This window comes from Pseudomonas sp. L13 (assembly GCF_009935965.1).
In the GTDB taxonomy this organism is placed as follows: domain Bacteria; phylum Pseudomonadota; class Gammaproteobacteria; order Pseudomonadales; family Pseudomonadaceae; genus Aquipseudomonas; species Aquipseudomonas lactis.
Genome location: NZ_QODJ01000042.1, coordinates 32,062 through 54,938 on the forward strand (window position 1 = coordinate 32,062; position 22,877 = coordinate 54,938).

General features: G+C 59.9%; 21 protein-coding genes. 13 read left to right on the plus strand and 8 right to left on the minus strand.

Annotated elements, in window-relative coordinates:
* Window positions 1-153: 153 nt before the first annotated feature.
* The 4 genes from sucC (at window position 154) to DK871_RS19750 (ending at window position 4,924) form a co-directional block, all read left to right on the plus strand.
* Window positions 154-1,320 (plus strand): ADP-forming succinate--CoA ligase subunit beta, encoded by a 1,167-nt coding sequence (sucC, locus tag DK871_RS19735; protein ID WP_003190011.1) that lies wholly within the window; start codon window positions 154-156, stop codon window positions 1,318-1,320.
* Window positions 1,320-2,201: a succinate--CoA ligase subunit alpha gene (gene sucD, locus DK871_RS19740; RefSeq protein WP_003172813.1), complete on the plus strand. Its 882-nt coding sequence runs from the start codon at window positions 1,320-1,322 to the stop codon at window positions 2,199-2,201. Before sucC ends, sucD begins: the two co-directional genes overlap by 1 nt.
* Before the next feature lie 411 nt (window positions 2,202-2,612).
* Window positions 2,613-3,926, plus strand: a complete 1,314-nt coding sequence (brnQ, locus tag DK871_RS19745; protein ID WP_161906357.1) for a branched-chain amino acid transport system II carrier protein — start codon at window positions 2,613-2,615, stop codon at window positions 3,924-3,926.
* Between the two features lie 257 nt (window positions 3,927-4,183).
* On the plus strand, window positions 4,184-4,924 hold the full coding sequence (locus DK871_RS19750) for a DUF599 domain-containing protein (RefSeq protein WP_161906358.1): 741 nt from the start codon (window positions 4,184-4,186) through the stop codon (window positions 4,922-4,924).
* An 83-nt stretch (window positions 4,925-5,007) separates the two neighbouring features.
* Here the strand turns inward: DK871_RS19750 and DK871_RS19755 are convergent, their stop codons facing one another.
* Window positions 5,008-5,265, minus strand: coding sequence for a hypothetical protein (locus DK871_RS19755; RefSeq protein WP_003190018.1), 258 nt, complete (start codon window positions 5,263-5,265; stop codon window positions 5,008-5,010).
* A 157-nt stretch (window positions 5,266-5,422) separates the two neighbouring features.
* On the opposite strand from DK871_RS19755, the gene DK871_RS19760 reads away from it, so the two are divergent.
* The 4 genes from DK871_RS19760 (at window position 5,423) to DK871_RS19775 (ending at window position 9,253) form a co-directional block, all read left to right on the plus strand.
* On the plus strand, window positions 5,423-5,899 hold the full coding sequence (locus DK871_RS19760; RefSeq protein WP_003190020.1) for a PaaI family thioesterase: 477 nt from the start codon (window positions 5,423-5,425) through the stop codon (window positions 5,897-5,899).
* Entirely contained in the window at window positions 5,896-6,348 is a 453-nt protein-coding gene (locus tag DK871_RS19765) for a PaaI family thioesterase (RefSeq protein ID WP_161906359.1), read from the plus strand. Before DK871_RS19760 ends, DK871_RS19765 begins: the two co-directional genes overlap by 4 nt.
* An 89-nt stretch (window positions 6,349-6,437) precedes the next feature.
* The gene (gene htpG, locus DK871_RS19770) at window positions 6,438-8,342 is read left to right on the plus strand and encodes a molecular chaperone HtpG (protein ID WP_161906360.1); all 1,905 of its coding nucleotides are present in this window, start codon (window positions 6,438-6,440) and stop codon (window positions 8,340-8,342) included.
* 182 nt (window positions 8,343-8,524) lie between these two features.
* A complete protein-coding gene (locus DK871_RS19775) occupies window positions 8,525-9,253 on the plus strand; it encodes a dienelactone hydrolase family protein (protein WP_161906361.1) in 729 nt (242 codons plus the stop codon).
* A 99-nt stretch (window positions 9,254-9,352) separates the two neighbouring features.
* On the opposite strand, the gene DK871_RS19780 is transcribed toward DK871_RS19775, so the two are convergent.
* Together DK871_RS19780 and DK871_RS19785 are read right to left on the minus strand one after the other, a co-directional pair.
* Window positions 9,353-10,219 (minus strand): pirin family protein, encoded by an 867-nt coding sequence (locus tag DK871_RS19780; protein ID WP_161906362.1) that lies wholly within the window; start codon window positions 10,217-10,219, stop codon window positions 9,353-9,355.
* 63 nt (window positions 10,220-10,282) lie between these two features.
* Window positions 10,283-10,699 (minus strand): OsmC family protein, encoded by a 417-nt coding sequence (locus DK871_RS19785; RefSeq protein ID WP_003190027.1) that lies wholly within the window; start codon window positions 10,697-10,699, stop codon window positions 10,283-10,285.
* A gap of 139 nt (window positions 10,700-10,838) precedes the next feature.
* Between DK871_RS19785 and DK871_RS19790 the strand changes: the two genes are divergently transcribed.
* Both DK871_RS19790 and DK871_RS19795 read left to right on the plus strand, forming a co-directional pair.
* On the plus strand, window positions 10,839-11,861 hold the full coding sequence (locus DK871_RS19790) for an amidohydrolase family protein (protein ID WP_161906363.1): 1,023 nt from the start codon (window positions 10,839-10,841) through the stop codon (window positions 11,859-11,861).
* Between the two features lie 96 nt (window positions 11,862-11,957).
* Window positions 11,958-13,583, plus strand: a complete 1,626-nt coding sequence (locus DK871_RS19795) for a methyl-accepting chemotaxis protein (protein ID WP_161906364.1) — start codon at window positions 11,958-11,960, stop codon at window positions 13,581-13,583.
* 186 nt (window positions 13,584-13,769) lie between these two features.
* Here DK871_RS19795 and fabB read toward each other — a convergent pair whose 3' ends face one another.
* The 5 genes from fabB to DK871_RS19820 form a co-directional block, all read right to left on the minus strand.
* Window positions 13,770-14,990: a beta-ketoacyl-ACP synthase I gene (gene fabB, locus DK871_RS19800; protein WP_112194333.1), complete on the minus strand. Its 1,221-nt coding sequence runs from the start codon at window positions 14,988-14,990 to the stop codon at window positions 13,770-13,772.
* An 11-nt stretch (window positions 14,991-15,001) separates the two neighbouring features.
* Window positions 15,002-15,517 carry a 3-hydroxyacyl-[acyl-carrier-protein] dehydratase FabA gene (fabA, locus tag DK871_RS19805; protein ID WP_003190035.1) on the minus strand — a complete coding sequence of 172 codons (516 nt, stop codon included), beginning with the start codon at window positions 15,515-15,517 and terminating at the stop codon, window positions 15,002-15,004.
* A gap of 249 nt (window positions 15,518-15,766) precedes the next feature.
* Window positions 15,767-17,668: an ATP-binding protein gene (locus tag DK871_RS19810; RefSeq protein ID WP_161906365.1), complete on the minus strand. Its 1,902-nt coding sequence runs from the start codon at window positions 17,666-17,668 to the stop codon at window positions 15,767-15,769.
* Window positions 17,665-18,594 carry an ABC transporter substrate-binding protein gene (locus tag DK871_RS19815; RefSeq protein ID WP_161906366.1) on the minus strand — a complete coding sequence of 310 codons (930 nt, stop codon included), beginning with the start codon at window positions 18,592-18,594 and terminating at the stop codon, window positions 17,665-17,667. Before DK871_RS19815 ends, DK871_RS19810 begins: the two co-directional genes overlap by 4 nt.
* Window position 18,595: 1 nt before the next feature.
* On the minus strand, window positions 18,596-20,716 hold the full coding sequence (locus DK871_RS19820; RefSeq protein WP_161906367.1) for a TonB-dependent receptor domain-containing protein: 2,121 nt from the start codon (window positions 20,714-20,716) through the stop codon (window positions 18,596-18,598).
* 195 nt (window positions 20,717-20,911) lie between these two features.
* On the opposite strand from DK871_RS19820, the gene DK871_RS19825 reads away from it, so the two are divergent.
* The 3 genes from DK871_RS19825 to sixA are packed head-to-tail and all read left to right on the plus strand — an operon-like array spanning window position 20,912 to window position 22,741.
* Complete coding sequence (locus tag DK871_RS19825; protein WP_003190045.1) at window positions 20,912-21,937, plus strand: NAD(P)H-dependent glycerol-3-phosphate dehydrogenase; 1,026 nt, start codon at window positions 20,912-20,914, stop codon at window positions 21,935-21,937.
* Between the two features lie 7 nt (window positions 21,938-21,944).
* Window positions 21,945-22,295 carry a DUF4389 domain-containing protein gene (locus DK871_RS19830; RefSeq protein WP_175570661.1) on the plus strand — a complete coding sequence of 117 codons (351 nt, stop codon included), beginning with the start codon at window positions 21,945-21,947 and terminating at the stop codon, window positions 22,293-22,295.
* The gene (sixA, locus tag DK871_RS19835; protein WP_161906368.1) at window positions 22,292-22,741 is read left to right on the plus strand and encodes a phosphohistidine phosphatase SixA; all 450 of its coding nucleotides are present in this window, start codon (window positions 22,292-22,294) and stop codon (window positions 22,739-22,741) included. The genes DK871_RS19830 and sixA overlap by 4 nt, the downstream gene beginning before the upstream one ends.
* The last annotated feature ends 136 nt before the right edge of the window (window positions 22,742-22,877 follow it).

Consider the following 22,877-nt stretch of genomic DNA (forward strand, 5'->3'; position numbering starts at 1 on the left):
AAGACTCACCGCGGAATATCCGCTGGACGCAGCCTTGCGCAGCTTTACGGGCCATAAGCCCCGCAAGTTGCGCAAGCAGCAGTCACAGGTGGCGCGGCACTCATAATGAGCGCAGCGCCGAATGCGCAGTACCTAACGAAGACGGTAAAAAGCATGAATCTTCACGAGTATCAGGGTAAGCAGCTGTTCGCTGAATACGGCCTGCCAGTTTCCAAGGGCTACGCAGTAGACACCCCGGAAGCAGCAGCAGAAGCTTGCGACAAAATCGGCGGCAGCGAGTGGGTTGTCAAAGCCCAGGTCCACGCCGGTGGTCGCGGTAAAGCGGGCGGCGTCAAGCTGGTTCGCAGCAAAGAAGACGCCAAGGCCTTCGCACAGCAGTGGCTGGGCAAGCGTCTGGTGACTTACCAGACTGATGCCAATGGCCAACCAGTCACCAAGATCCTGGTTGAATCGTGCACTGATATCGCTAAAGAGCTGTACCTGGGCGCTGTCGTTGACCGTTCGAGCCGTCGCATCGTGTTCATGGCTTCCACCGAAGGTGGCGTGGACATCGAGAAAATCGCTCACGAAACCCCAGAAAAAATTCTGAAGGCCACTATCGATCCACTGGTTGGCGCACAGCCATTCCAGGGTCGCGAGCTGGCTTTCCAGCTGGGCCTGGAAGGCAAGCAAGTTGCCCAGTTCGCCAAGATCTTCGTTGGTCTGGCCAAACTGTTCCAGGATCACGATCTGGCCCTGCTGGAAGTGAACCCGCTGGTGATCAAGGCTGACGGCGATCTGCACTGCCTCGACGCCAAGATCAACATCGACGCCAACGCCATGTACCGTCAGCCTAAGCTGAAGACTTTCCACGATCCGTCGCAAGACGATCCGCGCGAAGCGCACGCTGCCAAGTTCGAACTGAACTACGTAGCCCTGGAAGGCAACATCGGCTGCATGGTCAACGGTGCTGGCCTGGCCATGGGTACCATGGACATCGTCAACCTGCATGGCGGCAAGCCAGCCAACTTCCTCGACGTAGGTGGTGGCGCTACCAAGGAACGCGTTACCGAAGCGTTCAAGATCATCCTGTCCGACTCCAACGTCGCTGCAGTACTGGTCAACATCTTCGGCGGCATCGTTCGTTGCGACATGATTGCCGAAGGCATCATCGGTGCAGTGAAAGAAGTCGGCGTTAAAATCCCGGTTGTTGTTCGCCTTGAAGGTAACAACGCTGAACTGGGCGCTAAAGTACTGGCAGAAAGCGGTTTGAACATCATCGCGGCTACCAGCCTGACCGACGCTGCTCAACAAGTTGTCAAAGCTGCGGAGGGCAAGTAATGAGCGTCCTGATCAATAAAGACACCAAAGTTATCTGCCAGGGTATTACCGGTTCGCAAGGTAGTTTCCACACCCAGCAAGCCATCGAATACGGCACCAAGATGGTTGGCGGCGTAACTCCGGGCAAAGGCGGCACCGAGCACCTGGGTCTGCCAGTGTTCAACACCGTGAAAGATGCTGTAGCTGCCACTGGCGCCACCGCCAGCGTGATCTACGTTCCAGCTCCTTTCTGCAAGGACTCGATCCTGGAAGCGGCATTCGGCGGCATCAAGCTGATCGTCTGCATCACCGAAGGCATTCCTACCCTGGACATGCTGGACGCTAAAGTTAAGTGCGACGAGCTGGGCGTAGTCCTGATCGGCCCTAACTGCCCAGGCGTGATCACCCCAGGCGAATGCAAGATCGGCATCATGCCAGGTCACATTCACTTGCCAGGTAAAGTCGGTATCGTTTCCCGTTCCGGCACCCTGACCTACGAAGCTGTGAAGCAGACCACTGACGCCGGTTTCGGTCAGTCGACTTGCGTCGGCATCGGCGGTGACCCGATCCCAGGCTCCAACTTCATCGACATCCTGAAGCTGTTCCAGGAAGACCCGAAGACCGAAGCGATCGTGATGATCGGTGAGATCGGCGGTTCGGCTGAAGAAGAAGCGGCTGCCTACATCAAGGCACACGTGACCAAGCCGGTTGTTTCCTACATCGCTGGTGTGACTGCCCCTGCGGGCAAGCGCATGGGCCATGCTGGCGCAATCATCTCTGGCGGCAAAGGCACTGCAGACGAGAAATTCGCTGCACTGCAAGACGCAGGCGTTAAAACCGTGCGTTCGCTGGCAGACATCGGCAAGGCCCTGGCCGAGCTGACCGGTTGGGCTGTCAAGTAAGCCTCGCGCTTAGCTGACGCTTCACCACACAAAGGCCACCTTCGGGTGGCCTTTGTGCGTTCTGGGTATAACTCGGCTCAATGTGGGAGCTGGCTTGCCTGCGATGCAGACACCTCGGTGCATCAGCCATACCGAGTCGACGCCATCGCAGGCAAGCCAGCTCCCACAGGGTTGTGTATTGCCCAATTAAGTATGAAAACGCGACATTGAAATGTCGCTTATCGGACAGTCCGCCCCGCAACAGTGCGTTTGTCAGGCTAATTCTGTACTCTAGCCGCCTCTTTATGCGTCCGCGTCCCAAAAGGAAGCTGCGCGCTAGACCGGTCGGTCCCCACAAGGGCCGGCAGCATTTCCCTCATCCATAGGGAAGCCCTCTCTAAATTCCGATTCAGTAGTGTGGTATTTCCTCAAATGAAAGTGTTGAAAAGCCAGGATATCCTGGCGCTGGGCTTTATGACCTTTGCCCTGTTCGTGGGCGCCGGCAACATCATCTTCCCGCCTATCGTTGGTTTGCAGTCCGGGCCGCATGTGTGGATGGCGGCGCTGGGCTTTCTGATCACCGCAGTCGGTTTGCCGGTGGTCACCGTGATCGCCCTGGCCAAGGTCGGTGGCGGCATGGATGCGCTGAGCAGCCCGATTGGCAAGATCGCCGGTGGCCTGCTGGCGGCAGCGGCCTACTTGGCCGTGGGCCCGCTGTTTGCGACCCCGCGCACCGCAACCGTGTCATTTGAAGTGGGCTTGGCGCCCTTGACCGGTGAAAGCCCGTTGGCGCTGTTCCTCTACAGCTCGGTGTATTTCCTGGTGGTGTTCTTTGTCTCCCTGTACCCGGGTCGACTGCTGGACACCGTGGGCCGTTTCCTGGCGCCGCTGAAGATCATCGCCCTGGCCATTCTTGGTATCGCTGCGTTTGCCTTGCCTGCGGGTGAGGTGGGGGTTGCCACGCCGGAATACGTGGCCGCGCCGTTCTCCCAAGGCTTTATCAATGGTTACTTGACCATGGATACCCTGGGCGCCCTGGTGTTCGGCATTGTGATCGTCAACGCGATCCGCTCCCGTGGCGTCGAGTCGCCCAAGCTGATCACCCGCTACGCGATCATTGCCGGGCTGATTGCCGGCGTGGGCCTGGCGCTGGTGTACGTCAGCCTGTTCCGCCTGGGTTCGGGCAGCCATGCCGTGGCCGCGGGTGCCAGCAATGGCGCAGCGGTGCTGCACGCTTATGTGCAATATACGTTCGGCTCCCTGGGCAGTGGTTTCCTCGCCGTGCTGATTTCCCTGGCATGCCTGGTGACTGCCGTGGGCCTGACCTGCGCCTGCGCCGAGTATTTCAGTAAGATCCTGCCACTGTCCTACAAGACCCTGGTGGTGATTCTGGCGCTGTTCTCGCTGTTTGTGTCCAACCTGGGCCTGACCAAACTGATTGCCTTCTCGATCCCGGTGCTGACTGCGATCTACCCGCCGTGCATCGTGTTGGTGGCCCTGAGCTTCTGCAAAGGGTTCTGGCAGGAACAGGGTCGTATTGTCGGCCCGGTGATGCTGGTGTCGTTCATCTTTGGCTGCATCGACGCACTCAAGGGTGCAGGCCTGGCGGGTTGGATGCCTACGCAGTTGGTAAACCTGCCGTTGAGCGAACAAGGCTTGGCGTGGCTGGTGCCGTCGGTGATGACGCTGGTAGTGGCCGTGGTGATTGACCGTCTGCTGGGCAAGCGCAGCGAAGCCATCGCGTAACACGCGGTTTGTGCTGCACTGAAATGCCCCGTATCAAACGATACGGGGCATTTTTTTTGAGTCGCTGGCAGTGTCTTTTTTTTCGGGGTGACGTCAAAAATCTCAAGTTGATAACACCGGTCGGTGTGGGAGCTGGCTTGCCTGCGATGGCGGCACATCGGTTGTGCGCGGTGGTGACTGCAAAGACGCTATCGCAGGCAAGCCAGCTCCCACATTTGGACCGTGTCGGCCCTATCATCCTGTGTACAAGGACCCGCATGTCGTTCGTTGAAGCCAATTGGATCCACCTGCTTGCCGCACTCTGGTTTGTTATCTGCTGGGGCGGCTACACCCGTTACGCAACGTGGAAAGCACGGGACACGGCGTGCCTGGCCAGTGTGTTGCACCTGTACCGTGAAGACTGGATGCGCCGCATGCTGCTGCGCGACAACCGCATCGCCGACGCCAGTGTGATCGGCAACCTGGAGCGCAATGCCTCGTTCTTCGCGTCCAGCACCTTGATCATCCTCGCCGGTATTCTCACCGTGCTGGGGGCTTCGGAACGCGCAGTGTCACTGCTGGCGGACATTCCCATGGTGCAGCAGGCATCCCAGGGCATGTCGGAGATCAAACTGCTGTGCCTGGCACTGGTGTTCGTCTACGCCTTTTTCACCTTTAGTTGGTGCATGCGCCAGTACAACTTCGCGGCAGTGCTGGTGGGCTCGGCGCCCATGATCGGTGAACGGCACGTGTCAGAGCAGGAGCGCAAGGCGTTTGCTTTGCGGGCGGCGCGAGTGATTTCGATGGCGGCCAACCAGTTCAACTTTGGCCTGCGTGCTTATTACTTCGGCATGACCATGCTGGCCTGGTTTGTCAGCCCCTGGTTGTTCATGTTGATGAGCAGCGGGGTGGTGCTGGTGCTGTACCGCCGCGAGTTCCATTCCGATGTATTGCAGGTAATGGTGTATACCCCCACCGATATGCCAGCAGTCGAGGCTGTAAAAGACGGCGCATCGTAGCGCTGGCAGTAAATCGCAGACAAAGAAAAGCCCGCTTAGTCAGCGGGCTTTCTTTTGCTGCAATACTGCTTTAAACCCTGCGATTACTGCTTGGCAGGTTCTGCAGGTGCGGCAGGTGCAGCTTCTTTTGCAGCAGCTTCGTTCGATTCGGCCTGAGCTTTGGCAGCTTCAGCGTTTTCTTTCGCAGCGTCGTTCACTTTATCCTGTGCTTTAGCCATATCTTGCTGAGCTTGCTCAGAATGTGCAGCAGCGTCTTGGGCTTTGTCTTCGGATTTCTTGTCGCAGGCAGCCAGACCGAGAGCAGCGGCCAGCATCATGGAAATAGCTAATGTCTTACGCATGGGGTGTTTCTCCTTATTGAAGATATCTACTGGCCTTTCGAACCCAAGGGGCCAGCATTAGTTCCTTATGTCCCACAGATATATAGCATGTTTCGTACAGGAACTTTACCCAGTCATTCCCATCCGCCGAATTCACACTAATAAGAGTCTAAAAACAATGACCGAAAACCCGTTGTTAGAGCGTGCCACGCGCTTTGTTTCGGCCCTGCGCCATTGCCAGGTGTTGGGGGTGAGTGTTCATCAAGCCAGCGAGGAGGGCATGACCCTCGTACTGCCATATGGGCCGCATATCGTCGGTGACCCCCTGAGCGGGGTGATCCACGGCGGCGCGCTCACCTCGTTGATGGACACCGCGTGCGGCATGGCGACCCTGTGCGTATTGCCCGAATTCGAAGTGTGCCCCACCCTGGACCTGCGTATCGACTACATGCATCCCGCCGAACCCCACAAGCCGGTCTATGGCTTCGCGCAATGCTACCGGGTGACCACCGACGTGATCTTCACCCGTGGCGTTGCCTATCAGGATGACCCGCAACAACCTATCGCCCATGTGGTGGGCACGTTCATGCGCATGGGCAAGCGCCTCAAAGGCACCCAAGGCTTGGGCACGGTCATCAAGGGAGAGCAGGCATGACGCATCGGTTCAAGACCCGTCTGGAGCAAGCCCTTGATCGTGGCAACTATGACGCGCTGCTCGACCTGGTGCCCTATGCCAGGCTGATCGGCATCGAATGCACCCGTCTGGGGGATGAGTTGCTGTTTCGCCTGCCGGCCAACAAGGACAATATTGGTAACCCCATTTTGCCGGCGTTGCATGGCGGGGTGATCGCCGGCTTCATGGAGTTGGCGGCCGCCCTGCATCTGATGGTGTTCACGGGCGCTCCGGGCCTGCCGAAAATCATCGACTTCTCCCTGGATTATCTGCGCGCCGGCCAGTTTCGTGACACCTACGCCAAGTGCCAGGTATGGCGCCAGGGCCGGCGCGTGGCCAACGTGGCGATTACCGCCTGGCAGAGCACTGCGGCCGAACCGATTGCCACCGCCCGGGCACATTTCAAGATTGAGGAATTGGCCCGCCCTTGAAATCCTGGCCTGAGCCCCCAACTTTGATGACAACCCGCCGCCAACCCTTTCGGGCGCGGCCACTGCCATCCAATTGGAGTTTGATGACCATGAGTGTGGAAACTCAAAAGGAAACCCTGGGCTTCCAGACCGAGGTGAAGCAACTGCTGCACCTCATGATCCATTCGCTGTATTCCAACAAGGAAATTTTCCTTCGCGAATTGATCTCGAACGCCTCTGACGCTGTCGACAAATTACGTTTCGAAGCCCTGTCCAAGCCTGAGTTGCTGGAAGGCGGCGCGGAACTGAAGATCCGTGTGAGCTACGACAAAGACGCCAAAACCGTCACCCTCGAAGACAACGGTATCGGCATGAGCCGTGACGATGCGATCACCCACCTGGGGACCATCGCCAAATCCGGCACCGCAGATTTCATGAAGAACCTGTCGGGCGACCAGAAAAAAGACTCTCACCTGATCGGCCAATTCGGCGTGGGCTTCTATTCGGCCTTCATCGTCGCCGACAAGGTTGAAGTCTTCAGCCGCCGCGCCGGCCTCGACGCCAGCGAAGGCGTGCACTGGGCTTCCAAGGGCGAGGGCGAATTTGAAATCGCCACTATCGACAAGGCAGATCGCGGCACCCGCATCGTGCTGCACCTTAAAACCGGTGAAGATGAATTCGCCGATGGCTGGCGCCTGCGCAACATCATCAAGAAGTACTCCGACCACATCGCGTTGCCGATCGAGTTGCCCAAGGAACAGACCGTTGCCGAAGGCGAAGAAGCTCCGGCTGTGGAATGGGAAACCGTCAACCGCGCCAGCGCCCTGTGGACCCGTCCGCGTACCGAGATCAAGGACGAGGAATACCAGGAGTTCTACAAGCACATCGGCCACGACTACGAGAACCCGCTGAGCTGGAGCCACAACAAGGTTGAAGGCAAGCTCGAATACAGCTCGCTGCTCTACGTCCCGGCCCGTGCTCCGTTCGACCTGTACCAGCGTGAAGCGCCAAAAGGCCTGAAGCTCTACGTGCAGCGCGTGTTCGTGATGGACCAGGCGGAATCCTTCCTGCCACTGTACCTGCGCTTTATCAAAGGTGTGGTCGATTCCAACGACCTGTCGCTGAACGTCTCGCGGGAAATCCTGCAGAAAGATCCGATCATCGACTCCATGAAGTCGGCGCTGACCAAGCGTGTACTCGACATGCTGGAAAAGCTGGCGAAGAACGAGCCTGAGCAATACAAGAGCTTCTGGAAAAACTTCGGCCAGGTGATGAAAGAAGGCCCGGCGGAAGATTTTGCCAACAAGGAAAAAATCGCCGGTTTGCTGCGTTTTGCCTCGACTCAAGGCGAAGACGGCGAGCAGGTTGTGTCCCTGGCTGACTACCTGGCACGTGCCAAGGAAGGTCAGGACAAGATCTACTACCTGACCGGCGAAACCTACGCTCAGGTCAAAAACAGCCCGCACCTGGAAGTCTTCCGCAAGAAAGGCATCGAAGTGCTGCTGCTGACCGACCGTATCGATGAGTGGCTGATGAGCTACCTCACCGAGTTCGACGGCAAAACCTTCGTCGATGTGGCCCGTGGTGACCTGGACCTGGGGAACCTGGACTCCGAAGAAGAGAAGAAAGAAGCCGAAGAAGTCGCCAAGTCCAAAGAGGGCCTGGTTGAGCGCATCAAGGCTTCCCTGGGTGAAGCGGTCAGTGAAGTGCGGGTTTCCCACCGCCTGACCGACTCCCCGGCGATCCTGGCCATCGGCGAGCAGGACCTGGGCATGCAGATGCGCCAGATCCTCGAAGCCAGTGGGCAGAAAGTGCCGGATTCCAAGCCGATCTTCGAATTCAACCCGTCTCACCCGCTGATCGAGAAACTCGATGGCGAGCAGAGCGAAGAGCGGTTTGGCGACCTGTCGCACATCCTCTTCGACCAAGCCGCCCTGGCAGCCGGCGACAGCTTGAAGGACCCGGCCGCGTATGTGCGCCGACTGAACAAGCTGTTGGTTGAATTGTCGGTTTAACACCGTTGTAGAAAAACCCGCTTCGGCGGGTTTTTTCATTTGTAGGAGCGAGCTTGCTCGCGAAAAACTTCAGGGCACCGCGTTGATTCAGGGTGTACGCGTTATCGTTGACGTTTTTCGCGAGCAAGCTCGCTCCTACCGTTGCATTAGCGTTTCTGCGTGTACCTCAACTGGAGTGAATCATGAGCCAAGTCACTGTACGTTCCGTGGTCTATCAGATTGATGGCCAGTCTTATGAAAGCCGTCTGGCATTCGATGCCAGCCACAAGGGCCCGCTGCCCGGGTTGCTGATGGCGCCGAACTGGATGGGCGTGAGTGCGGGGGCCGAAGAGATCGCCAAGGCCGTTGCCAGCAAAGGCTATGTGGTGTTGATTGCCGACCTCTACGGGCAAACCGTGCGGCCTTCAAATGGCGATGAAGCCGGTGCGGCGATGATGCCGTTGAAGAATGATCGCACACTGCTGAACAAACGCATGCAAGCGGCCTTCGAGCAACTGCAAGGCCAGACTGAAGCAGCGGTGGACACGTCGAAACTGGCCACCTTCGGCTTCTGCTTCGGCGGTTGCTGCTCCCTGGAGCTGGCCCGTACCGGTGCGCCGTTGAAGGCCGCTGTGTCGTTCCATGGCACCCTGGATACACCGAACCCGGCGGACGCGAAGAACATCAAGGGGTCAGTGCTGGTGCTGCATGGCGCCTCGGACCCGTTGGTGCCCAAAGAGCAACTGCCCGCGTTCGAAGATGAAATGAACGCGGCAGGTGTGGATTGGCAGTTGCTCAGCTACGGCGGCGCGGTGCATTCCTTCACCGACCCCCATGCCAATGTGCCAGGCAAGATGATGTACGACGCGAAGACCGCTGCTCGGGCGTTCCAGGCGATGCATAACTTATTGAATGAAGTGTTCAAGGGCTGATTTTTCAGCGCCTGATCTGACGCCATCGCAGGCAAGCCAGCTCCCACATCTGATGGGTATACACATTTCAAAATGTGGGAGCTGGCTTGCCTGCGATAGCTATTTAACAGGTAACTCGATTCTTTCAGACTCCCCCGGCACAGTGGGCCAATCCCCAGCCGCCCAGCGCTGTCTCGCCTGCTCGATCACCGCCGGATCACTCGCCACAAAATTCCAGTTGATCCGCCGTGGCCCATCCAGCGGCGCCCCGCCAAATACCATCAGGTGACAATCACTCTCGGCATACAGGGTCATCTCCTGCCCAGTCGGCAATACCACCAGACTGTTCACCTCCAGCGCTTCACCGTCCAATTGCACCTCACCCTCCAGCACATACACCGCACGTTCCTCATGCTCATCGGCAATCAGCAGGGTCGTGGCGGTTTGCATCTGCACTTCGGCATACAGCGTCGGCGACAGCACCGGCACGGGTGATTTGAGGCAAAAACCATTACCGGCGATCAAGCGGATTTGCACACCGAGGTTATCGCTCACCGGCAAGCTCGCCGCGGGGTGATGGCTGTAGTGTCCCGGCCCCGTCTCATGGTCCTTGGGCGAGGCCAGCCAAACCTGCAGGCCATGCAGGTTGAAACCCCTGGCCTTGACCGCTTGCGGTGTGCGCTCAACGTGGGCAATCGCACTGCCGGCGGTCATCCAGCTGACATCGCCGGCTTGCACCACCTGGTCCGAACCAAGGCTATCCTTATGCTGCAAGGCGCCTTCAAACAGGTAGGTGAGGGTGGACAAGCCGATGTGGGGATGCTGGCGGATATTCATGCCGGTACCCGGCGCGTAGCGGGTCGGCAGCATATGGTCGAAAAAAACAAAGGGCCCGACGCTGCGGCATTCACGCGAGGGCAGGGGCCGCAGGATGGGCTGGCCTTCTACATCTTCGGGGCGAGGGCGAATCACGGTAAGGGCGGTCATGGGCATCCCAGTCTGAGCGGGTTGGATGCGATCAAGCATAACCCGCTCGGTGGGAAGTTGGGGCTATTGGCTGAAGGCGCCTTCCGACAATTTCGTTTCGATGGTGACTTCGGCAGTGGTCATCAGCTTGTGTACCGGGCACTTATCGGCGACGCGGTGCAGTTCATCGCGCTGGGCATCGGTGAGTACGCCCTTGAGGGTCAGCTTGACGTTGAGCTTGTATTTACCCTTCTGCTCCTCAGTGCTGTCGTGGGTGACCTCCACGGTCACGCCGGTCAGCGGGATATCTTTTTTCTGCGCGTAGAGCCTTACGGTCAAGGCTTTGCACGACGCCAGCGCAGCATCGAAATAATCGTGGGGAGAGGGGGCTGAGTCGTCACCGCCCAGGCTCTTGGGCAGGTCAGTAAACAGCTCGTGATTATTGATATTCACGCTGTGACGGAAGTTTTCAGCGTTCAGCGTATTGACGGTAACAGGCATGGCAAACCTCGTAAGGGCGCAGGATGAAGGTCATGCAGTTATAGAGCATGCTGGCACTCCAGTGTTCCGGTTTTTTCAATGCTGAACCCCGAAGGCTGGCGCAAGGTCTACCCGTATCCGCCCTTATTGAGGTTTTACCGTGTCTGGAGCTCGCCTGAGTCTTGCCTTGTTGCTCGCCGCCAGCAGCCTTGCCGCGCAGGCCCGTGACTATGCCTACAGCGACGCGCACCTGCATTACGTGGATTTTTTCCAGGAAACCGCCGGCATGGACAAGCTACTCAAGGCCATGGCGGACAACCGCATTGAGCATGTCATGATTTCCGGGATTCCTGTGGCCAAGAAATGGCACGAAGATGAACCCAAGCGCCCGCGCTACTACGCCGGTGACGACGCCGATGCCTACTGGTACAGCGCCACGGATGTGATCGTCGCGGCGGCGATCAATAAACTTTCCCCCGAGCAACGCCAGCACTTTCACCCGTTCCTGGCCGGTTTCAATCCCAACGACAAGAACTCTGCGGCCCACATCCAGCGCATGCTCGACCTCAACCCTGGGCTGTGGCAGGGCATCGGTGAAGTGTTCACCCGCCACGATGACCTTACCGCGCTGACTTCCGGCGATACACCGCGTGCCAATAACGAAGCCATGACGCGCATCTATCATCTGGCGGCCGAAAATGACCTGCCAGTGATGCTGCACTCCAACATCACCTCCAAACGTGAGCGCAACCCACTGTACCTGGCGGAAGTCGAGCAGCCGTTACGCAACCACCCGCACACGCGTTTTATCTGGGCGCATGCGGGTACCAGCAAGGAAATCCACCGTCATCAGGTGCAAATGGATTTTTTGTTGCCTACCCTGACGCGCCTGCTTGAGGCTTACCCCAACCTGTATATCGACCTGTCCTGGAGCATGCTCACGCCCTATCTGCTGGATGACGCTGGCCAGCCACGGCCGCAATGGGTGGCGCTGGTGAAGCGCTTCCCGGATCGGTTCATGCTCGGCTCCGACGTCGTCGGGCGCTTCAACAAGTTGGGCAAGGAAATGCGCCGCTTCGATCCTTTCCTCGATGCGTTGCCCGAAGACGTTGCCCACAAGGTCGCGCGCGACAACTTCCTGGCCATCCTGCCCAAGCCGCGTCGCGATGGCGACGCGCGTTGATATCGCGTTTTGGTCTTATGCCAATGACCTGAGGTGCCGATAACGTCCAAGAGACCCGCTGCAGGTGGATGCAGCACTTTTGGAAGGAACCCTGGCATGAATATCCGCAGTTTGAATATCGCCCCTCGCGCCGGTCTGGGCTTTGGTGTGCTGGCGTTGATGGTGTTCGTCCTGGGCGGCTTTGCCCTGTTGCAGATGGCCAATATGCGCCAGCAGTCGGACCAGGTGGAGACCAACTGGCTGCCCAGCGTGATGGCAGTAGGGGAGATGAACCAGGATGTGTTGCGCATTCGGGCGCTGACGTTGCGCTTGCTGGTCAACCGCGACCCCCAGGCGGTGGCGCAGAACGAGCAGAAAATCGCCGAGATCAAAACCGGTTTGCACCACGCTGAAGGCGTGTACGAGGCGTTGATCGTCTTGCCTGAGGAGCGCGTGCTGTTTGATCGCTTCAAGGTCGAGGAGCAACAGTACCTGCAACGCCAGGAGCAGGTGGTGGGCTTATCCAAGGCCAATCGGCTGGAGGAGGCCATTGGGGTGGTCAATGGCGAAATGAATCAGATTGCCGACCAGATGGCCGTCACGTTGCGTGAATTGGTCAATCTGAACAAGTCCAGCGCCAATGAGGCTGCTCGGCTGGCACAGCAGGTGTTCAGCCAGTCGCGGGTCTGGGTGATGGGCATGATTGGCGTCACGGCGTTGATCACGATCGGCCTGGCGGTGTGGCTGACACGCAGCATCGTGCTGCCGCTGGCGCAATCGTTGAAAGTGGCCCAGGGCGTTGCCAGTGGCGACTTGACCGGCGAGATCAGGCTCAGTGGCAGCGACGAGCCGGCGCGCTTGCAGCAGGCGCTCAAGCGCATGCAGGAGAGCCTGCGCGACACTATCCGGCGCATATCAGAGTCGTCGAACCAATTGGCGTCCGCGTCCGAAGAGCTCAGTTGCGTTACCGAGGATGCGACCCGTGGTTTGCACCAGCAGAACCAGGAAATCGAACAGGCGGCCACGGCAGTCAATCAGATGACGGCGGCGGTGGAGGAGGTGGCGAGCAATGCCGTGGCCACTTCCCAGGCATCTCGCGAATCTGACCGGATTGCCCAGCAAGGGCGTGAACAGGTGCAGCAGACGGTGGTGTCGATTGAAGCCCTGGCGACCGATGTGACCGCCAATGTGACCCAGGTCGAGGAGTTGGCGCAAAAGGTCTATGGCATCAGCACAGTGCTGGACGTGATTCGCTCGATTGCCGAGCAAACCAACTTGCTGGCCCTGAACGCGGCAATTGAAGCGGCGCGAGCCGGGGATGCCGGGCGCGGGTTTGCGGTGGTGGCCGATGAGGTGCGGGCCTTGGCCCATCGCACGCAACAGTCGACCCAGGAAATCGAACAGATGATCAGCGGCATTCAGCAGGGCACCGACCTGGCCGTCAGCTCGATGCAGCAGAGCAACACGCGGGCTCGCTCCACGTTGGACATCGCGAAATCGGCGGGCATGGCCCTGGAAGAGATTGCCTCGGCATTTACGTTGATCAACGAACGCAACCTGGTGATTGCCAGTGCCTCGGAGGAGCAGGCGGCGGTGGCCCGAGAGGTGGATCGCAACCTGATGAATATCCGCGACCTGGCGCATCAGACGTCGACTGGGGCTAACCAGACCAATGCGGCGAGCCAGGAGCTGTCGCGGTTGGCGGTGGATCTGAATTCGATGGTGGCGCGGTTTTCGGTGTAGGGCGGGGAACCGGGTTGGCCCATTCGCAGGCAAGCCAGCTCCCACACTTGACCGTATTTGTTCAGGAAGCACTCGGTCGAATGTGGGAGCGGGCTTGCTCGCGAAGCAGGCGACTCGGTCTTTCCTGTAGCCCACAAAAAAGCCCCGAACCAGTCGGGGCTTTTTCATGTGATCAACCTGCGGGGCTTACTTGCCCTGCCAGCGCTTCAGTACCAGGGTGGCATTGGTGCCACCGAAGCCGAAGCTGTTGCTCATCACGGTGTCGATCTTGGCGTTTTCAACGGTCTTGGTCAGGATCGGCATATCGGCCACAACCGGATCAATTTCGTCGATGTTGGCCGAGCCGGCCATGAAGTTACCTTCCATCATCAGCAGGCAGTAGATTGCTTCGTGAACGCCAGCGGCGCCCAGGGAGTGACCCGACAGGCTCTTGGTGGAGCTGATCTTCGGAGCCTTGTCGCCGAATACCGCACGTACGCCTTCCATTTCCTTGGCATCGCCGACCGGGGTCGAGGTGCCGTGGGTGTTGAGGTAGTCGATTGGGGTGTCGACGGTGGACATTGCCATCTGCATGCAGCGGATGGCGCCTTCACCGCTTGGCGCAACCATGTCGTAGCCGTCGGACGTCGCGCCGTAGCCAACGATTTCTGCGTAGATCTTGGCGCCACGGGCCAGGGCGTGTTCCAGCTCCTCGACCACCACCATGCCACCACCGCCGGCGATGACGAAACCGTCACGCTTGGCGTCGTAGGCGCGGGAGGCTTTTTCCGGGGTTTCGTTGTACTGGGTGGACAATGCACCCATGGCGTCGAACAGGAACGACTGGCTCCAATGCTCTTCTTCACCGCCGCCGGCAAACACGATGTCCTGCTTGCCCAGTTGGATCTGCTCAACGGCAGTCCCGATGCAGTGGGCGCTGGTGGCGCAGGCGGAGGAGATCGAGTAGTTCACACCCTTGATGGCGAACGGCGTGGCCAGGCAGGCGGAAACGGTGCTGCCCATGGTCCGCGTGACACGGTACGGGCCGACGCGCTTCACGCCTTTTTCGCGCAGGATGTCCAGCGCTTCCATCTGGTTGAGGGTCGATGCGCCGCCGGAGCCGGCGATCAGGCCGGTGCGTACGTTCGAAACCTGGTCTTCGCTCAGGCCGGAGTCGGCGATCGCGTCTTTCATGGCCAGGTAGGCGTAGGCGGCAGCGTGGCCGACGAAGCGATAGATCTTGCGATCGATCAGTTCTTCGAGGGGCAGGTCAATGGAGCCGGAAACCTGGCTACGCAGACCCATTTCGGCATATTCCGGGTTGAAGCGGATGCCAGGGCGACTTGCACGCAGGTTAGCGGTGACGGTCTCTTTGTCATTGCCCAGGCAAGAAACGATGCCCAGACCAGTGATAACGACGCGGCGCATGCGGATAACCCTTAAAAGTTGTCAGTGGAAGTGAATACGCCGACCCGAAGGCCTTCGGCAGTATAGATCTCGCGACCGTCGACAGTCACCGAACCGTCGGCGATGGCCAGGTTCAGCTTGCCCTTGAGGACGCGCTTGATTTGAATGTTATAGGTGACTTTCTTGGCGCTCGGCAGTACCTGGCCAAAGAACTTCACTTCGCCCGAACCCAGGGCGCGACCGCGGCCCGGGAGGCCTTGCCAGCCCAGGTAGAAACCGACCAGCTGCCACATGGCGTCAAGGCCCAGGCAGCCTGGCATCACAGGGTCGCCTTCGAAGTGGCACGCGAAGAACCACAGGTCAGGGGTGATATCCAGCTCGGCGACCAATTCACCTTTGCCGTACTTGCCACCCTCTTCGCTGATATGGGTGATGCGATCCACCATCAGCATGTTCGGGGCGGGCAGTTGCGCGTTACCTGGGCCGAACAGCTCACCGCGACTGCAGCGCAGCAGGTCTTCCCGAGTAAAGGCGTTTTGTTTGGTCATGCGAGCTCCTCAATAATCCCATGCGGCAGGGTAGGGCAAATCTTCCCGAACCGAATGAAGCGTTCATGCCTCATAGCGGCAGCCTACACATAGACTATTGCGTTGTAGTGAAAGTCACAGCGGCAAGGCACTGAATGTACACTTGTTCACTGAAATTTTAAACCGGGCCTGTTTATCGGCCCGTTCGGGTGCCTAAGACTGCCGCACTTTCGTCTTTCACGCCAGTCGCAGTTGGCTGATGGCGCGGCGCTACTGTACCCAGCGCTGTAGGATTTGCTGCAAATCCGTGCGTTTGAACGGCTTGGCCAGGTAATCGTTCATTCCGGCTGCCAGGCAGGCTTCGCGGTCGCCCTGCAAGGCGTTGGCCGTCAGGGCGATGATCGGCAGATCGGCGCAGCCGGGCAGTTGGCGAATCTGCCGCGTGGCTTCGTAGCCATCGATCAAGGGCAGGCGGCAATCCATCAGGATGGCGGTGAAGATCAGGCTCTCGGCGCTGCGGATCGCCTCGGCGCCGTCCGTGGCCAGGCTGACTTCAAAGCCCAGGCTGCGCAGCATCGCTTCGACCACGGTGCGGTTGACCGGGTTGTCTTCCACCAGCAGCACGTGGCGCCCGTCGCCGGCGCTGGCTTTGCCGAGCGCGTCAGGAGCGGCCACCGGCACATGCTGCTGGTCGATGGCCAGGGGAATTTCCAAGGTGAACACCGAGCCTCGACCCTCTTCGCTCTGGGCGCGCAAGGTACCTCCCATGCGCTCGGCCAGGGTGCGCGCAATCGGCAGGCCCAGGCCCGTGCCACCGTAACGCCTGGAAATCGAACTGTCGGCCTGTTGGAACGCATCGAACATCAATTCCAGGCGTTCGGTAGAAATACCGATGCCGCTGTCGCGCACGGTGCAAGTGAACCACACCAGCTCATGGTCCAGGGTTTGCCAGTGGGGCTCGACGGTCACGCTGCCACGTTCGGTAAATTTCAGTGCGTTGCCGATCAGGTTCACCAGGATCTGGCGGATCCGTGTCGGATCGCCGCGCACGCGCAGGGCCTCCATGCCCATGGGAATCGGCAGTTCCAGGCTCAGCCCGCGCTGCTGGGCGCTGTGCTGGAAAGCCTGGGCGCAGCTGTTGATAAGGTCGGCGAGGTTGAACGCAATGTGTTCCAGTTCCAGGGCGGCGCGTTCAATGCGCGAGAAGTCGAGGATGTCATTGATCACTTTGAGCAAATGCTCGGTGGACTCGGACGCCAGCGCCGCGTACTCGGTCTGCTCCTCGGTCATCTGCGTGGTTTCCAACAGTTGCAGCATGCCCAGCACGCCATTCATGGGCGTGCGCAGTTCGTGGCTCATCATCGCCAGAAAATCCGACTTGGCGTTGTTCGCCTGCTCGGCTTCTTCACGGGTCTGGATCAGCTGGGCCATGGCTTGCTGTTGTTCGCGACTGGCCTGTTGAAGGCCCTCGGCCAGGTTGTTGATATGCCGCGAAAGGTCGCCCAATTCCGAGTCATCGACGATGGGCAGTGGCGTTTTGTAGTCGCCTTGCTGGATGGCCTTGACCGCATGCCCCATGGCGCTGATCGGTTTTGACAGGCTCGCCGACAAGCGTCGCGCCAGCAGGAAAGTAAACAGCAGGGCAAACAGCGCCAGCACCCCGGCCTTGAACAGGATTTCCTGCTGGCGCTGGCTGAACGCATCGTTGGACATACCCACGATCACCCGCCCCAGGTAGTCCGCGCGGGGGGCCTTGGGTTCGTTGAGGTTGTCCTGGAAAAAGTCATTGTTGAGCTGGATGTGTTGCAGGCGGATCGGTGCCTGGAACACCTTCACCGACAGCGAGCGGTCGTGTCGCTCGGACGGCTGCTCCACGTACACCAGGATGTTCTCGGCGCTGTCCTGGATCTCGAGGAAGCGCACATGGGGGGTAGCCAAGGTCGCACGCAGCAGGGTTTCAAGCACATCGTTGTTGCCGGAAATCACGCCGTACTCAGTGGCAGGCGCCAGCTGGTTGGCGATCAATTGACCGGTGTGGTCCAGCTCCTGGCGCAAATCCTGGATGCGCACGAAGGTAAAGAAAGTGATGAGCAGCAGGGTCAACAGCAGCGCGGGGCCCAGGGTAATGAGCTGGGTGCGGGTGTTGATATCCCAACGACGACGCAAGGTCATGGGCGTTTTTCTCCTTCGGCCAGGCGGGCGGCAACGGCGACTTCATCGACGTGTTCGATGCCCAGTGAGCGCGCCACTTGCGGGTTGCCTACGACTTTGAAGTGTTGCGGGTAGAGCGTGTGCGGCCAATTGGCCGGCGGCTGGTTCAGCAGGTGGTCCAGCACGGCGAGCCAGTCGGCCTGATCGCTGTAGGTGCTGGCCAGGCTGCCGGCCCGCACGAACCCGGCGTTGGGCCCCACCAACGGCAATTGCTGGGCATAGCTGCTCAGTAACAGGTTTTTTACGGTTTTGGGGTTGTACAGGTTTGGGTCGTCCAGGCCCAGTAGCACGTCGCTGTTCTTGAACAGGTTTTGCAGCGGGCGGCTGTCACTGGTGTTCTCCCAGAGCTGGGGCACGATCTCCAGACCCATGGGCTTGGCGGACTGAGTCAGTTCGCGCAGTAGGAACTCACTGCCTGCATCGTAAAGCACGCCAACGCGCTGGGCCTGGGGCAGGATATTGGCGATCAGGCGTAACTGACGGTCCAGCGGCGGGTCGCTCCAAAGCAGGCTGACTTTAGCCGGATGCGTATTGCCCAGACGTTGCCGGGCCTGCAGGCGGCTGATGCGCAGCACCAGGGTGGGTGGCCCCTGGGTATCCTGCAGGCGCCAGTCGAGGCCGGGCAGGTCGAGGAGGATCAGGCGGGTGCTGGCGGGCAAGTCGCTGGGCGCTGGCAACGCGTTGAGGGGGGTGAAGCTGACCAGATCGTCGGGGCGCTGCTGGGCAAGAGCCTGGGTAAAGGCGCGCACGCCGGCGCTGTCTTCGGCGGCCGTCAGCAGGATGTTGGCGCTCCACGCCGGTGCCGCCAGCAACAGGCACGCGAGCAGCAGACCGCGGCGCCAAAACCGTGAAACCAAGAAGAGGGTCATCCGTGACTGATCGGCCATGTCAGAAGTCCAGCTCGGCGCTGAAGTAGAGAACGTGGCGATGGTCGTAGTTGTTGTCGGCCCAGGTGGTGGGCTGGTTGTCCAGGCGTTGTTGCAACATGCCCGCCAGCTCCACATTGGTTTTGCCTACGGCAATGCGCTTGGCCACCCGCAGGTCGACCCGCTGGAAGCGATATTGGTTGAGCGCGTCGTCGCCATAGTAGAACAAGGCGCTGGACCAACCCTGGCCCCATTCACGCAGCCAACCGGCCGAGCCGCTGTTACGCGCGGTTTGCGCCTTGTCCAGCGGGTTGCTGGAGGTGGCGTCTACATAAGCGTAGGTCAGGCGCAGGCGGTCGGTGTTACTCACGCGCCAGTCGAACTGCGACTCGGCACCGCTAAAGCGCGCACTGTTGGCGTTGCTGGCGATGTATTGGTTGTTGCGCAGCGGCGAACTGATCATGTCGGTGATTTCGTCATAGAACAGCTTCACGTCGACATTCAGGCCCAGGTCGGCAAAGAAGCCGTTGTAGCCCAGCTCGCGTGAACGCATCAACTCTTTGTCGAGGTTGCCAGGGCCGCGTGTCACGACAAAATATTGCCTGGCGTTCTGCCCATAGGTCGGGGAGCTGAGATTGGTGACGCGATAGCTCCAGTTGACGTTGTTCTCGAACATGTCCGGCGAGCGGATCGCCTCGGAGTAAACCGCGCGCAAGCCGTGGCGCGGGTTGATCAGGTAATTGACCGCCACGCGCGGCGTCAGCGAGTTGCCGCTCAGGTGGGTGTCTTCATACATGGCGCCACCTTGCAGCAGCCAGTGTTCGCTGGCGCGCCATTCCAGGTGGCCGAACAGGCGCCAAGTGGTGTCGTCCAGGGTGCCATTGAAGTAAGTCTCGGAATCGGCGCGGTCGTAGCGGTAATTCATGCCGCTGACCAGGCGCAGGCTGTCGGAGAGGCTGAGCGTGTCCTGGATCTCCAGGTCGTAGCGGCTTTCACGGGTGCTCTGGTCGATATCGCCGCATACGCTCTGGTTGGCGCCGTTGCGCCACTGGTCCAGCACCTGGTTGGCCAAGGCCTGCTCGGCGGCGTTACCCGGTGGGGCGGAGCCTTGGCTGTAAGTGTCCATGTGCCGCGCCAGCAATTCGGCATAGTTGGGGTTGAGCTGCCATAGCTGGGTCAATTCAGGGCTGAACGAGACCTTGGCGTCACAGGCTTTCCAGATTTGCTTGCGGTCCCATTGCTGTGCCGAGCCCTGGATATACAGGCTGTGATCGGGGTTGAAGTCAAAGTTCCAGCGCAGGGAGCCCGCGTAGTCTTTGGCGGTGACGTCGGAATTGCTGCCGCCTTCGGTAATCCCGGCAAACACTGGGGTGTAGGTGTACGGGCGTTGGTTGGTGCCTTCCTTGACGTTCAGTTGCCAGTCGAGGCTTTGTTGCGCGTTCAAGGTCTGGCTCACCGCCAGGCTGAAACGGTTGAGACGACGCCCGTCACGGCGGTCGGCGCCGGCCGCGTCGCTGTCAAAACCATTGTCCTGTTGCCCGGACAGGGACAAGCGCAAATCGCCGGTCTCCCAGCCCACACCCTGGCTGGCATAGAAGTCATTGATGCCACGCTCGCCACGGATGACCTTTACCCGCGAGCCGTGGCTGTTGGCCGGCGAGCGGGTGAGGATATTCACCACTGCCATCAGTGCATTGGCACCGTAGCTGACCGTGTTGGGGCCGCGAAACACCTCGATGCGCTCGATATCTTCCATGGCCACCGGGATATCGCTCCAATCCACCGTGGCCAGGCCGGCGCGGTAGACCGAGCGCCCATCGATCAGCACCTGCATGCGCCGTGCATCGCTGGCGCTGGTACCGTGGTAATTCACTGAGGCCTGGTTACCGCTGGTGTAGCCGACCATCATCCCCGGGACCAGCCGCAGCAGTTCCGAGATGTCCCGGGCGCCGCTGGCCTTGATCAGCTCACTGTCGATCACCGTCATGCTGCCGGGCACGGCGGCGGCCGATTGCTTGAGGCGCGTGGCGGTCAAGACCTGCGGCAGCGGCTGGCTGTCGAGGAATAGATCGTCGGCTTGCGCGCAGGTAGCGCACGCCAGCATCAATAACAGTGATGAGCGAGGAGGGGGGCCTAGATACACGGCACGGCCTTGTTAATTGCGGATAGCCGCCCATGTTAACCGAGGCGCGGCTATTTGCCAGTCGTAGGACTTGCAATTACTTCGCACCTCCATGGCATTTTCCGACAACCCCGCGAATTGATACGGGGGCTGGCCGCAAGCCGGGCGCCCCGTATAATGCCGCCATCGCCACTGGTATGGATTAACGGATTGCATATGACTGAACAGCGCCCTATTGCGGTCCTGGGAGGCGGAAGTTTTGGTACCGCCGTGGCTAACCTGCTGGCCGAGAACGGCCACGCGGTGCGCCAGTGGATGCGCGACCCCGAGCAGGCCGAAGCCATTCGCGTGCATCGCGAAAACCCCCGTTACCTTAAAGGTATCAAGATTCATCCTGCCGTCGAGCCGGTGACCGACCTGCTGGAAACCCTCACGGCCTGCGATCTGTGCTTCGTCGCGCTGCCTTCCAGCGCCTTGCGCTCGGTATTGGCGCCCCACGCCGAACGCCTGGCCGGCAAGCTGCTGGTCAGCCTGACCAAGGGCATCGAGGCCCACACTTTCAAGTTGATGAGTGAAATTCTCACCGAAATCGCCCCCCAGGCGCGCATTGGCGTGCTGTCCGGGCCGAACCTGGCGCGGGAAGTTGCCGAGCACGCATTGACCGCCACCGTGGTTGCCAGTGAAGACGAAGCCTTGTGCGAGCGCGTCCAGGCGGTGCTGCATGGCCGTACCTTCCGGGTCTACGCCAGCGGCGATCGCTTCGGCGTCGAATTGGGCGGGGCGTTGAAAAACGTCTACGCGATCATTGCCGGTATGGCCGTGGCCCTGGGCATGGGTGAAAACACCAAAAGCATGCTGATCACCCGGGCCCTGGCCGAGATGACCCGTTTTGCGGTGAACCAGGGTGCCAACCCCATGACCTTCCTCGGCCTGGCGGGCGTGGGTGACTTGATCGTCACCTGCTCATCGCCTAAAAGCCGCAACTATCAGGTCGGGTTTGCCTTGGGCCAAGGGCTGAGCCTGGACGAGGCGGTGACCCGTCTGGGCGAAGTGGCCGAAGGGGTCAACACCCTCAAGGTCTTGAAGGCCAAGGCCCAGGAAGTGGGCGTATATATGCCGCTGGTCGCCGGGCTGCACGCGATCCTGTTCGAAGGGCGCACCTTGAACCAGGTCATCGAGTTGCTGATGCGGGCCGAGCCCAAGACCGATGTCGATTTTATTTCCACCAGTGGTTTCAACTGAGGAACGCGTGATGAACGATCCCAAAGCTGCCCCTCCTTACGAGTCGATTGTCTTGCGCATCCTGTGGATGCTGGTGTTTGCGCTGGTATGGCAGGTGGCGCAATTCCTGCTCGGCGCGCTGGTGGTGGTGCAATTGATTTACCGGCTGGTCTACGGCGCACCGAACCTGGGCCTGATGAATTTTGGCGACAGCCTCAGCCAGTTCCTGGCGCAGATCGGCCGCTTTGGCAGCTTTCACACCGAACAAAAGCCTTGGCCGTTCGCCGATTGGCCAACCCCGCGTGCGCCCGAAGGTGAAGCGGCCCACAGCGTACCGCCGGCACCGCACCCGGTGCGTGATGAAGAGCCGAAGCTATGAAGGTATGGATTCTGCGTCACGGTGAGGCCCAAGCGCATGCGCGCACGGACGCCGAGCGCAACCTCACCGAACATGGGCGTGCCGAAGTCTTGCGCAGTGCTGCGCACCTGATTGGCCAGCCCTTGGGCGCCATTATTGCCAGCCCTTATGTACGGGCGCAGCAGACGGCGCAGTTGGTGCGCGATGTGCTGGGGTTTGAGCCCGAGATTCGTACGGTGCCGTGGCTGACGCCCGATGGGGATGTTCGACAGGTGCTGGAGAAACTCGATACCGATGACGACGTGCTGTTGGTCAGCCACCAACCGTTGGTGGGCAGCCTGATCAGTTTTCTGCAGCATGGGCATCAGCGTCAGCCGCAGCCGATGTACACGGCCAGTTTGGCGCAGCTTGAGGGGGACTTTCCGTTGGCGGGGTTGATGAGTCTGGTGGATGTGAAGAATCCCTAGGTAGTGTGGGAGCTGGCTTGCCTGCGATAGCGGCCTGACAGGCGACACAGCTCGATTGTGTACATATCCATTGCTGCGGTAACGGCCACTTAGGGTTCCGCCCTGACGGCGGCTCACTTTGCAAAAGCGGCAAAGT